A 10,796-nucleotide genomic window follows, 5' to 3' on the forward strand; every position below is an offset into this window, starting at 1 on the left:
CGGGAACAGGGAGGCATTCGTCCCCTGGACAACTTACCGTTCGGCGAAAACCCTCGGAACACGACGGCGAAGGGGGAGCATGACCAGCAGACCGGGCCGGAGACGCCCCGCGGGTGGCGCGCCCGCCGAGGCGACGGCGATCTCCCGGATGAGCGCGAACGACCTCATGACGCTCGCCACCGACGTGGGTACGCCGCCGGTGCAGATCGCCGGGATCATGCGTCTCGACGGCGGCTCGGCGCTGCGGCCGGAGGACGTGGTCGCCGCCGTCGCCGAGCGGGTGCGGGGCCTCCCCCGGTTCCGCCAGCGCCTGGTGCGCGCGCCACTGGGCGCGGGCAGGCCGTACTGGACGGACGATCCCGGTTTCGACGTGCGCCGCCATCTGCACGTGGAGCGCTGCCCGGAGCCGGGTGACGACGACGCGTTGCTCGCGGTGGCGAACCGGGCCGTCACGCGCAGGCTTCCCCGCGACCGGCCACTGTGGTCGGCGACGTTCGTCACGGGCCTGGCCGGTGAGGACGCCGCGCTGGTCTTCGTCTTCCACCACGTGCTCACCGACGGGCTCGGCGGCCTCGCCGTGTTCATCCGCATGGTCGACGGGGCACCGGTGCCCGCCACCCCGGGCTTCCCGCGCCCCGCGCCCACGCGGCGCAGGCTGTACGCCGACGCGACGGCGACCCGGCTGCGGGCGCTCACCCGGTGGCGTTCCGGGCTGCGCAACGTGCGCCGCGCGGCGCTCGAACTGCGGACCGGCCGGGCGGCCGCGCCGCGATCCTCGTTGAACCGCCCGATCGGCCCGCGCCGCGTGTTCGCGGTCGCCCGCACCGGGGTCGCCGCGGTGCGACCCGCAGCCCGCGCGCACGGTGCCACCCTCAACGACGTGGTGCTCACCGCCACGACAGGCGCGCTGCGCGCGCTGCTGCGGCGGCGGGGCGAGACGGTCGACGAGCTCGTGGTGTCGATGCCGGTTTCCGCGCGGGGCCGGGACGCCGGGGCCGCGCTCGGCAACCACGTGGGCGCCGTGCCGCTGCCCCTGCCCACAGCGGGGGCCACCCGCGACCGGCTGGCGCGGATCGCCGCGCTGACCCGGCGGCGCCGGGGCGCCGTGCGCGGCGCGTCGGCGACGCTGCTGGCGCCGGTCTTCCGGATCCTGGCCCGCCTGCACCTGCTGGAATGGTTCGTCGCACACCAGCACCTGATCTCCACGTCGATCACCTACCTCCCGGGGCCGCCGAGGCGGCGGTCGTTCCTGGGCACCCCGGTCACCGAGGTGGTGCCGCTGTCGACGATCAAGGGCAACATGACCGTGTCGTTCGTGGCGCTGTCCTACGCCGGGCGGCTGACGATCACCGCGGTCGCCGACCCCGGCCAGTTCCCCGACCTGCCGGTGCTCATGGCGGCGCTGCGGGCGGAACTGGCCGGGCTCGGCGCGGCCGCCCCGGACGGCGCACGACCGAAGTCCCCGGCAGCAGGGCACAACGACACCAGCGGCGACCCCGTCACCACCCCTACCGTCGGCAGGGACAGCACCGAAACCGACTCCGCGCCGATCGCGGAGGGAAACCGGGAGTACCGATCATGACCACCGCCAACCAGGGCAACGCGCCGATCGTCGTGGGCGTCGACAGCACCGAAGCATCGCTGCGCGCGGTGCGCTGGGCCGCGAACACCGCCGCGAAGCACCGCGCTCCCCTGCACCTCGTCCACGCCGCGGGCTTTCCCGACCTCTATGTCGGGTCGACGATGCCGCCGCCGGAGGCGTTCAAGGAGGAGCTGCGCAAGCAGAAGTGGGAGGCGCTGCACGAGGCGAAGCGGGTCGCCGAGCAGGTCGCGGACATCCAGGTCGAGGCGCGGTTCGAGACCGACCCGCCCATTCCCTACCTCATCCGCGCGTCCCGGGGCGCCCGCATGATCGTGCTGGGCTCCTCCGGGCGCACGGGCGTCATCGGCACGTTGATCGGCTCCACCACGATGGCGCTCGTCAGCCACGCCCACTCCCCCGTCGTGTCGGTCCGCGACGACTACGAGGAGATCCCGGCGGCCGACGACCGTCCGGTGGTCGTCGGCATCGACGGCAGCGAGCTGTCCGAGCGCGCGCAGGCCTACGCCTTCGACGAGGCCTCGTTCCGCGGCGTCGAGCTCGTCGCGGTGCACACGTGGAGCGACGCGGACAGCGAGTTCGCGTTCAGCCAGACCCGGATGTACTACGACTGGGAACCGCTGCGCGACACCGAGGAGCGGCGCCTGGCCGAGCGGCTCGCCGGCTGGCAGGAGAAGTACCCGGACGTGCACGTCCGGCGTGTACTGGTGCGGGACCGCCCGCGGCACGAGCTGCTGGAGTGGAGCAAGAAGGCGCAGCTGGTGGTGGTCGGCAGCCACGGCCGTGGCGGGTTCCGCGGCATGCTGCTCGGGTCCACCAGCCAGGCCCTGATCCACAGTGCACAGTGCCCGGTGATGGTCGCCCGGCCCGAGCACGAGCGGGAGTGAGGAGCGGATCGGCGGTGCCGGAACGCAATGACGGCCCGCCCGCCCCGGCGGGCGGGTTCGCCGCCGTCCATGAGACCCACATCGGCGTGGTGTTCCTGGTCGGCGACCGCGCTTACAAGATCAAGAAACCCGTCGACCTCGGCTTCCTCGACTTCAGCACGCCGGAGCTGCGGCGCGCCGCGTGCGCACGGGAGGTCGAGCTGAACCGCAGGCTCGCACCGGACGTCTACCTCGGCGTCGCCGAGTTGTCCGATGTGGACGGAACAGTCGAGCCGGTCGTGGTGATGCGCCGCATGCCCGCGGACCGCAGGCTGGCCACGCTGGTGCGCGAGGGTGCGGACGTCACCTCGGCCGTCGACCGGCTCGCCCGGATGGTGGCGGCGTTCCACTCAACGGCCGACCGGGGCCCGGAGATCGACGGGGAGGGCTCCCGGGACGCGATCGAGCGGCGGTGGCGCGACAGCTTCGAGCAGGTGCGACCGCTCGGCGTGCTCGGCACCGCCGAGTTCACCGAGATCGAGCGGCGCGCGCTGGAGTTCCTGGCTGGCCGGGCCGCGCTGTTCGATCGGAGGATCGCCGAGGGCCGCGTCGTCGACGGGCACGGCGACCTGCTCGCGGACGACGTGTTCTGCCTCGACGACGGGCCCCGGGTGCTCGACTGTCTCGAGTTCGACGACCGGCTGCGGTGGCTCGACGGGCTGGACGACATCGCGTTCCTCGCGATGGACCTGGAGCGGCTCGGCAGCCCTGCCCTCGCGCGGCGGCTGCTGGCGCGCTACGCCGAGTTCGCGGGCGATCCCTCACCCGCGTCGCTGCGCCACCACTACGTCGCCTATCGCGCGTTCGTGCGCGCGAAGGTGGCGTGCCTGCGGTCCGCGCAGGGCGATCCCGGCTCCGCCGGGCAGGCCCGGGAGTACGCCGCGGTGGCGTTGCGGCACCTGCGGGCGGGCGGTCCGCGGCTGGTCCTCGTCGGCGGGCTGCCCGGCACGGGCAAGTCCACGCTGGCTGGCCGGATCGCCGACGAGCTCGGTGCGGTGCTGCTGTCCAGCGACCGGCTCCGCAAGGAACTCGCGGGCGTCTCGCCGCACGAGTCCCGCGCCGCGGGCTACGGGGCGGGGATCTACTCGTCCGGGCACACCGAGCTGACCTACGGGGAGCTGCGGCACCGCGCGGAGGAGCTGCTCGCGCTCGGCGAGACGGTGGTGCTCGACGCGTCGTGGATCCACGCCTCCGAACGCGCGGCGGTCACGGACGTGGCCGTCAGGACGCACAGCGAGCTGCGGGCCCTGCGGTGCGTGGCGCCGCCCGAGGTCGCCGCGCGGCGCATCCGGGACCGGCACGGCGACGTGTCGGACGCCGACCCGGCCGTCGCCGCGCGGATGGCCGCCGACGCGGAACCGTGGCCGGAAGCCACCGAGATCGACACCACCGTCCCGCCGGACGCCGCCCTGGCTCAGGCAGTCGCCGCGCTCGACGCTGGTCACCACTCGTGAGCGGGAAGGCGCAGCGGCGCGGAGCGCCTCCGTCAGTGATGGTGGCCGGGCGCCGGGCGGCGGGTGCTAACCACGTTGTCCGCTCACGAGCGGTGCGGACGGTTGCCCGGCGACGAGCCGGACGGTGAAGGTGCCGGTGCCCGAGCGGTGCAGGGTCACGTAGGAGCACAGCTGGTGCGCGATCCAGAGGCCGAGGCCGCCCTCGGCGCTGTCCGGCCGGGCGGGCACCAGCCCGGCGAGCGGGTCGCCGGGCCCCTTGCCGCGGTCGGTGACGGTCACGACGACCCGGTCGGGCGCGGTCCACAGGCGCAGCTCCACCGGCGGGACGCCGTGCCGGATACCGTTGGACACGACCTCGCTGACGGCCAGCACCAGGTCGTCGATCTCGCCGCGGGACAGGCGGGTGCGCGCACCCGCCTCGGCGACCGCCCGCCGGGCGGACTGGGCGGTCGGGGCGCCGAGCGCGACGTCCGGGTTCTGTCCCTCGACCGGGTCGGCGAACGCCGGCTCGTGCCCGGCCAGGAACGTCACCGGGTCCTCGTACGCCGAGTTGGCGTGGCGTGCCCCGCCAGGGGTCGCCAGGTGCGGGTGGGTTCGTTCGACGTCGGCCAGCACGGCCGCCGGTGCGGTTCGCGTGTCGTACGGGCACAGTCCCCACAGGGGGAGGTCGGCGAACGCGTGGTTGGCGGCGGCCTCGTAGCGGGCCCACCAGTCCCAGGGGGTGCCGGTGCCGGGGTGTGGCACGTCCCCGGTGATGCGGACCTGGGCCGCGCCCTCGGCGACGTGCCGGGCCACCGTGTCCCGGTACCGTTTGATCGAGGTCGCCGGGTTGCGGTACTGCTCGGACCCGGCGAGGAAGGTGATCCCGCGGCCGCCGCCGGGGAGGGCGCCGCGCACCAGCGCCTCGTTGTGGGGAGCGAAGGCGGCGAGCGTCGGCTCCCCCGCCGCCAGCCCGTCCTCCAGGAAGGGAACGACGACGGAGAGGAACTCGTCGTCCGAACCGTAGAGTGCGGCCTCGTGGTAGTAGCCCTCGTGTCCCGCAGCGGTTCCCGATCTCATGACGTCAGCTCCGCGCGAATACTCGTCAGTCCCAGGATGTCGATCAGCCGGGGCACGCTCCGGAGCGCGGTGCGCAGCGTGAGGGTGGCGCGTCTGCGCTCGGCGAGCTCCGCCAGCTGAAGCAGGGAGCGATGGTCGATGAAATGCAGCCCCGTGGCGTCGACCAGCAACTCACCACCGGCGGGCTCGGGGTCGGCCCCGGCGAGTGCGCCCGCGAACAGCGCCTGACCCGCGCGGTCCAGTTCGCCGTCGACCGCGAAGGCGGCGTCGCGGACGGCATGCAGCCGGAACGGGGCCGCGTCCGGGGAGCTCATCGGATGCATGCAGGCGATCTGCGCGGTGGCCTCGGGCCCGAGCACCCTCCGGTCGTAGGCGCACAGCGCGGCGAACGGCTCGCGTGTCATGTACCGGTCGACGAGGTGCTCGTAGCGCGCGAACGACGCCCGCTGCTCCGGCTCCCGCACGAGCCCGGTCGCCTCGGCGGCGACCCGGAAACCGGTGTAGCCGGCCGCGAGCGCCTCCCGCGTCGCCGCCGCGTAGGCGGCGACCTGGTCGGCCGGCCCCACACCGGTGAAGCCGGTGTAACGGTGGGCGAGCGACTGGATCTGCAGCGCGCCCTCGCGCAGTGCGTCATCGACGCCGCCGAGACCGTCGAGCAGCCGGGGCAGCTCGCCTGGTGGCGCGGCGGACTCGGTGACATAGCAGACACGCTGGCCCAGGGCGAGCCCGTCCGCGAGGAAGTCGACGATCCGCTTCCGGACGTCGGCGATGTCCTCGTAGACCCAGCACACGTGGTCGTGCAGGCTCAGCCGGCGGACGCCGTCCACCTCTCCGCAGGTGCGCACATGCCGATGATAGGCGCTGCCGGGCCTGCCGCTGCGATGAGCGCGCCCCGGCGACCCCGCTCCCGTGCGCGCACCACCGCTCAGCGCGGTACGAGCAGCACCCACACCGGGCCCCGGGCGAGTGGCACCGGGTCTCCCGCTCCGGTGGTGAAACGGGTGCCCGCGCCGGGTCCGGAGCGGGACCAGGTGACGGGAAACGCCTTGCCGTTCCGCAGGATCGTGGCGGGACCGCGGCCGACGCTGCGCACGACCGGCGACACCGCACCGGTCGCGTCCGTGACGTCCGCGCCCTGCCGGACGGTGACGCGCTGCACCACGACGGTGGCGGCGGACACGCGGCCGGACTCGGTGGAGCGCAGCGGCGCGCCGTTGCGTGACACCAGCCACCGTTTCGGTCCCGCGGCCCAGGTGAACGTGTAGTTCGCCGACTCGAATCGGACGGTGCGGCTGGCGGTGCGCTCACCCCCGCCGGGGGCCGGGCCGAAGCGGAAGACGTGCCGGGGTCCCGGTCCCGTACCGTGCGGCAGCCGCGCCGGGCGGGCGAACAGGTTGTGCGGCCGGGGGCGCGCCGGGTCGCGGAAGAAGGCGCCGGGCACCGACTTCTCGGTCGCGAGCTGCAGGGGCGCACGGCGCAGGATGGGCATGATCTCCGGCGCCGCGCCGGAGAAGGCGAGGCTGGGCTTGCCGTACTGGGCGAGCAGCTGCACGTCGGTCTCCCTGGCACTGCGCACTGGGCCCACCACGTCGGGCAGGCGCCGCGAGTACACGGCCGCGAGCCTGGTCAGGCCGCCTTCGACGGGTTCGACGTACACCACCTCGGCGGCCCCGAGCCCGGTCTGCGGCAGCGCGGACCGTACGTTGTCGATCTTGACGACGACCACGCGGTCGCGGGGCGGGGGCGGTTCGGTCGTCGTGGTGGTGGTCGTGGCGGACGGTGCGGGGGGCGGGGCCGCGGGCGGTGCCTCGCCGTCCCTGTTCCAGAGGAGCAGGGTGGCGGTCACCGCGACCGCGACGAACACCGCGACGGCCGCCAGCAGCTGCCGCACGTGCCTGCCGGACATGCCACCACCTCCCTGCGGCCCCTCCTACTGGATCACGGGTGCGCCGATCTCGCACAGGGCCGTTCGGCTCACGCGACGAGCACCGCGGCGCCGTTCACCCGATCGGCGGCGAGGTCCTCGAGGGCGCGGTCGGCCGCGGCGAGCGGGTAGGGCGTCGTGGTCACCCGCAGCCGGTGCCTGCCGGCGAACTCGAGGAACCGCCGGGCGTCCTCCCGGGTGTTGGCGGTGACGCTGCGCAGCTCGCGTTCCTGGAACAGGTGCCGCTGGTAGTTCAGCGCGGGAACGTCGGTGAGGTGGATGCCCGCGACGGAGAGCACCCCGCCCCGGTCGAGGGCGGCGAGGGCGGGCGGCACGAGTTCGCCCGCCGGGGCGAACAGCACGGCCGCGTCGAGTGGCTCCGGTGGCGGGTCGGCCGCGCCCTGCACCGACGCCGCGCCCAGGTCCGCGGCGAGCGCGCGGGCCCGCGCACTGCGCGTCATCACGTGCACGCGCAGTCCTTCGGCCATCGCCACCTGGGCGGCGAGGTGTGCGCTCGCACCGAACCCGTAGATGCCGAGCACACCGCCCTCGGGCGGTTCGGCACGGCGCAGCGCGCGGTAGCCGATGATGCCGGCGCACAGCAGCGGAGCCAGTTCCGCGTCGGCGTACCCACCGGGCAGCGGGTGCGCGTACGCGGCCGGGACGGTGGCGAACCCGGCGTAGCCCCCGTCGGCGTCCCAGCCCGTGTAGCGCGACGAGGGACACAGGTTCTCGGCGCCGCGCACGCAGTAGCGGCAGTGCCCGCACGTGCCGCGCAGCCAGGCGATCCCCACCCGGTCGCCCGCCGCGAACCCGGGCGGGATGTCCGCGCCGAGTGCCACGACCTCGCCGACGACCTCGTGTCCGGGCGTGACACCGGGCCGGTGCACCGGCAGGTCGCCCTCCGCCACGTGCAGGTCGGTGCGGCACACGCCGCACACCAGCACCCGCAGCAGCAGCTCGCCCGGCCCCGGTTCCGGCACCGGCTCCGCACGCGGCTCCAGCGGTCCCGTCGCGATCGGCCCCGGGCGCGTCACGCGCCAGGCACGCATGCGGGTCTCGGTGTTCACGGTGGTCAACTGGCACCTCCTCCGGCTGTGTCCCTACCGGACACTATGGCCGGTCGCGGCGACTGTCCGCGGTGACGATCGCCCCGCGATCGTGGGCATTTCGACTCCTGTGCCGATCCGTCCCGCGCACGAGGCTCGAAGCGGCGACAAGGCCATCGACGAAGGAGCACGTCATGTCACTACGCGAACGGCCCCGGGCCGACACGTCCCTGCAGATCCCGCCGCAGCGCGCCGCGGACACGGCGCCGACGCACGGCGCGGTGATGACCACGACGGCGGGCATGCTGGTCGCCGTCCTGCGGATCGCCACGGGTTTCGTGTTCCTCTGGGCGTTCCTCGACAAGACGTTCGGCTGGGGTTACGCCACCACGGCCGAGCGGGCCTGGATCAACGGCGGTTCACCCACGGAGGGCTTCCTCAGCGGGGTCGAGGTCGGCCCGTTCGCCGGGACGCTGCGGTCGTGGGCGGGCGCGGGCTGGGCCGACTGGCTGTTCATGCTGGGGCTGGCCGGCATCGGCGTCGCCGTGCTGCTCGGCGTGGGGCTGCGGATCTCGGCGTTCGCGGGCACCGCGATGATGCTGCTGATGTGGGCGGCCGAGTGGCCGCCCGACCGGGTCACCGAGGCCGGCGAGCCGTCGATGTCCACCAACCCGCTGATCGAATACCACATCGTGTACGCGCTGGTGCTGATCGTGCTGGCCGCGGTGTACGCGGGCAACACCTGGGGTCTTGGCAGGCGGTGGGCGGACCTCCGCCTCGTGCGGCGCCACCACTGGCTGCGCTGAACGATGCGGCACGGAAGAGGTGCGCGACCGGGCCCGGTCGCGCACCTCTTCCGTGCCCGGCTCAGCTGTGGGACCACTCCCGTGCCACGCGAGCCCATTCCCGGGCCCAGCGGTCGGCGTGCATCCTGGCCACGAGCCGGTGGGCGGCGGCCTGGAGGAGGACGCACCCGAGGAGCACGCCGCACCAGGTGAGCACACCGGCGCCGATGCCGTCGAACACGGCCCCTGTCGGCGTCTTGGGCGGACCGGTCACCGCACCGGACTCGTCGAGCCAGACGGAGACCTCGCCGCCGCGCCGCGTTCCCGGTGGCGCGGGCACGTTCTCGACGCGGATCTCGCCATCGGAATCCTGCCAGCGCGCGGGCACGTGCGGCATCTCCGACCGTGGCCCGGACACGCTGAGGGGCGCGTCGGCCATCAGCTCGGCACGTACCTCCTGGCGGGTCGCGGCCTCCTGCCGCGCCGCCTCGAGCCGGTCGGCGTGGACCTGCCCGCCCACGGCGACGGCCGCGGGCACGGCCAGGACGACGAGCAGCGCCAGCACGGCCAGCAGCCGCGCCTCGAACCGGTCCCCCGGCCGGGACAGCGGGTTACGACCGGGCCGGAGCAACCACCCCCAGCGGCCCATCCTCGTTCCGGGCGACGGCATGTGGCACCGACCTCCTTCGCGCGGCCCCTCACCGAACTGTCGTCGGCACGGAATTCCCCTGGTGACGCCCATTGTCACGGGCGGGCAGGGGTGTTTCAACGTGGCGGCGGCCGGGAATCCGGCCGGTGCGTGGTTGCAGGCGGGCGCGCGACGGGGAGCCCGCGCGAGGCTCGCGCGGGCTCCCCGTCAGCTCCCGGTCAGTGCGGGCTCCCGGTCAGTGCGGGCTCCCCGTCAGCTCCCGGTCAGGAGGTCGTGGAGGTGCTCCGGCCCGGCTGCCCAGCCCGCACCTCGGCACGCAGGATCCCGGGCACGGTGCGCGCCAGCGCGGTGACCACGCGGCGTTCCGCGTCGTCGGCGAACTCGCCGCTGATCGTGGCCATCCCACCGGCGACATCGGCACGCCCGGAGTTCGTCGAGTACTCGGGGCGGTTCGGGATCACGTCGGTCTCCGTCAACGCCGAGAGCGTGGCCGCCGCCCGCGCCGCCCTCGGCTCCGCCGAGCGGCGCCTGCTGCTCCGCTCCGCCCTGGACCGCTGAGCGGGCACCGCGCCCGAGTTCTGCGCTGGGCCGCACGAGCACCGCGTCCGGCCAGCACCCGAATGCGGCGTCGGGCGCGCGACCTCCGCGCTCCGGCCCGCGAGTGCTGCGCTCAGCCACGCGAGTCCCCCGCTCAGGCACGCGAGTCCCCCGCTCAGCCACGCGAGCTCCCCGCTCAGGTACAACGAGTGCCGCGCTCGGGCGCTGGAGTCCCGCGCTGAGGCGGGTGTGCCGCGCTGAGGCGGGTGTGCCGCGCTGAGGCGGGTGTGCCGCGCTGAGGCGGTGTGCCGCGTTGAGGCGGGCGAGTGCTGCGTTGAGGTACGTGAATGCTGCGCTCGGCGTGGCGGTGACCTCCGCCGCGGGTGGCGATCTGGGGCAGCGCGTCAACGGGCCGCGGTAGGGAAGCGGTGTCGTGCGCGAAGCGGCGCGGCCGGACGCGCCGTCGGCGCGGCGGCGCGGTCGGCACGGCGGCACGGTCGGCACGGTTTCGCGTGTGTCGCATGGCGACGGGGTGCCCGGCGTGACCACGCGTCGGCGTGGCGGCGCGGCCTCGTTTCGCCGCCGACCATCCGGCCTGGAGCTGCCATGTGCGTGGCGCCCGGGTTCCGTGTGTCGTGGCGCCGGGATGGCAACGTGCCGGTGCTGCCCGGGCTCATGGACGCGGTGGATGGCCCGCTGTCCGTGTTGGGCCCAGGGAATGTGGCGTTCACTGTTCAGTGTGGAGGGTGGGTGGTGCGGGGTTCGTGGAGGGGTTCGGGATCGCTGGTGAACGTCGCTCCGGCCGGGGTGGTG

Annotated in this window: 10 protein-coding genes; 4 read left to right on the forward strand and 6 right to left on the reverse strand. The window is 74.5% G+C overall.

Annotated elements, in window-relative coordinates:
- Positions 1 to 79: 79 nt before the first annotated feature.
- From B0I33_RS24090 to B0I33_RS24100, 3 genes are read left to right on the forward strand one after another with little or no spacing between them, the layout of a single operon-like run.
- On the forward strand, positions 80 to 1,582 hold the full coding sequence (locus B0I33_RS24090) for a wax ester/triacylglycerol synthase domain-containing protein (RefSeq protein WP_181193429.1): 1,503 nt from the start codon (positions 80 to 82) through the stop codon (positions 1,580 to 1,582).
- Positions 1,579 to 2,487, forward strand: a complete 909-nt coding sequence (locus B0I33_RS24095; RefSeq protein ID WP_106181131.1) for a universal stress protein — start codon at positions 1,579 to 1,581, stop codon at positions 2,485 to 2,487. Before B0I33_RS24090 ends, B0I33_RS24095 begins: the two co-directional genes overlap by 4 nt.
- Positions 2,488 to 2,501: 14 nt before the next feature.
- Entirely contained in the window at positions 2,502 to 3,980 is a 1,479-nt protein-coding gene (locus tag B0I33_RS24100) for a bifunctional aminoglycoside phosphotransferase/ATP-binding protein (RefSeq protein ID WP_106181132.1), read from the forward strand.
- Between the two features lie 66 nt (positions 3,981 to 4,046).
- Here the strand turns inward: B0I33_RS24100 and B0I33_RS24105 are convergent, their stop codons facing one another.
- The 4 genes from B0I33_RS24105 to B0I33_RS24120 form a co-directional block, all read right to left on the reverse strand.
- Entirely contained in the window at positions 4,047 to 5,039 is a 993-nt protein-coding gene (locus B0I33_RS24105) for a sensor histidine kinase (RefSeq protein ID WP_106181133.1), read from the reverse strand.
- Complete coding sequence (locus B0I33_RS24110; RefSeq protein WP_106181134.1) at positions 5,036 to 5,884, reverse strand: MEDS domain-containing protein; 849 nt, start codon at positions 5,882 to 5,884, stop codon at positions 5,036 to 5,038. The genes B0I33_RS24105 and B0I33_RS24110 overlap by 4 nt, the downstream gene beginning before the upstream one ends.
- Positions 5,885 to 5,964: 80 nt before the next feature.
- Positions 5,965 to 6,945 (reverse strand): DUF3048 domain-containing protein, encoded by a 981-nt coding sequence (locus B0I33_RS24115; protein ID WP_106181135.1) that lies wholly within the window; start codon positions 6,943 to 6,945, stop codon positions 5,965 to 5,967.
- A gap of 68 nt (positions 6,946 to 7,013) precedes the next feature.
- Positions 7,014 to 8,015 (reverse strand): zinc-binding alcohol dehydrogenase family protein, encoded by a 1,002-nt coding sequence (locus tag B0I33_RS24120; protein WP_106181177.1) that lies wholly within the window; start codon positions 8,013 to 8,015, stop codon positions 7,014 to 7,016.
- Positions 8,016 to 8,206: 191 nt separating this feature from the next.
- Between B0I33_RS24120 and B0I33_RS24125 the strand changes: the two genes are divergently transcribed.
- Positions 8,207 to 8,818: a DoxX family membrane protein gene (locus B0I33_RS24125; RefSeq protein WP_106181136.1), complete on the forward strand. Its 612-nt coding sequence runs from the start codon at positions 8,207 to 8,209 to the stop codon at positions 8,816 to 8,818.
- 61 nt (positions 8,819 to 8,879) lie between these two features.
- Here the strand turns inward: B0I33_RS24125 and B0I33_RS29765 are convergent, their stop codons facing one another.
- Together B0I33_RS29765 and B0I33_RS29770 are read right to left on the reverse strand one after the other, a co-directional pair.
- Positions 8,880 to 9,467 carry an Rv1733c family protein gene (locus B0I33_RS29765; RefSeq protein ID WP_146147552.1) on the reverse strand — a complete coding sequence of 196 codons (588 nt, stop codon included), beginning with the start codon at positions 9,465 to 9,467 and terminating at the stop codon, positions 8,880 to 8,882.
- A gap of 242 nt (positions 9,468 to 9,709) precedes the next feature.
- Positions 9,710 to 10,012, reverse strand: a complete 303-nt coding sequence (locus B0I33_RS29770; RefSeq protein WP_146147553.1) for a hypothetical protein — start codon at positions 10,010 to 10,012, stop codon at positions 9,710 to 9,712.
- Between the last annotated feature and the right edge of the window lie 784 nt (positions 10,013 to 10,796).

Origin of the sequence: Prauserella shujinwangii, from assembly GCF_003001955.1 — a bacterium.
Lineage (GTDB): Bacteria > Actinomycetota > Actinomycetes > Mycobacteriales > Pseudonocardiaceae > Qaidamihabitans > Qaidamihabitans shujinwangii.

What these genes read in the sequence shown, in the direction of transcription:
- B0I33_RS24090 (WP_181193429.1), top strand. Translation starts at nt 80, where the DNA reads ATGACCAGCAGACCGGGCCGGAGACGCCCCGCGGGTGGCGCGCCCGCC.
- B0I33_RS24095 (WP_106181131.1), top strand. Translation starts at nt 1,579, where the DNA reads ATGACCACCGCCAACCAGGGCAACGCGCCGATCGTCGTGGGCGTCGAC.
- B0I33_RS24105 (WP_106181133.1), bottom strand. Translation starts at nt 5,039, where the DNA reads ATGAGATCGGGAACCGCTGCGGGACACGAGGGCTACTACCACGAGGCC.
- B0I33_RS24115 (WP_106181135.1), bottom strand. Translation starts at nt 6,945, where the DNA reads ATGTCCGGCAGGCACGTGCGGCAGCTGCTGGCGGCCGTCGCGGTGTTC.
- B0I33_RS24120 (WP_106181177.1), bottom strand. Translation starts at nt 8,015, where the DNA reads ATGCGTGCCTGGCGCGTGACGCGCCCGGGGCCGATCGCGACGGGACCG.
- B0I33_RS24125 (WP_106181136.1), top strand. Translation starts at nt 8,207, where the DNA reads ATGTCACTACGCGAACGGCCCCGGGCCGACACGTCCCTGCAGATCCCG.
- B0I33_RS29765 (WP_146147552.1), bottom strand. Translation starts at nt 9,467, where the DNA reads ATGCCGTCGCCCGGAACGAGGATGGGCCGCTGGGGGTGGTTGCTCCGG.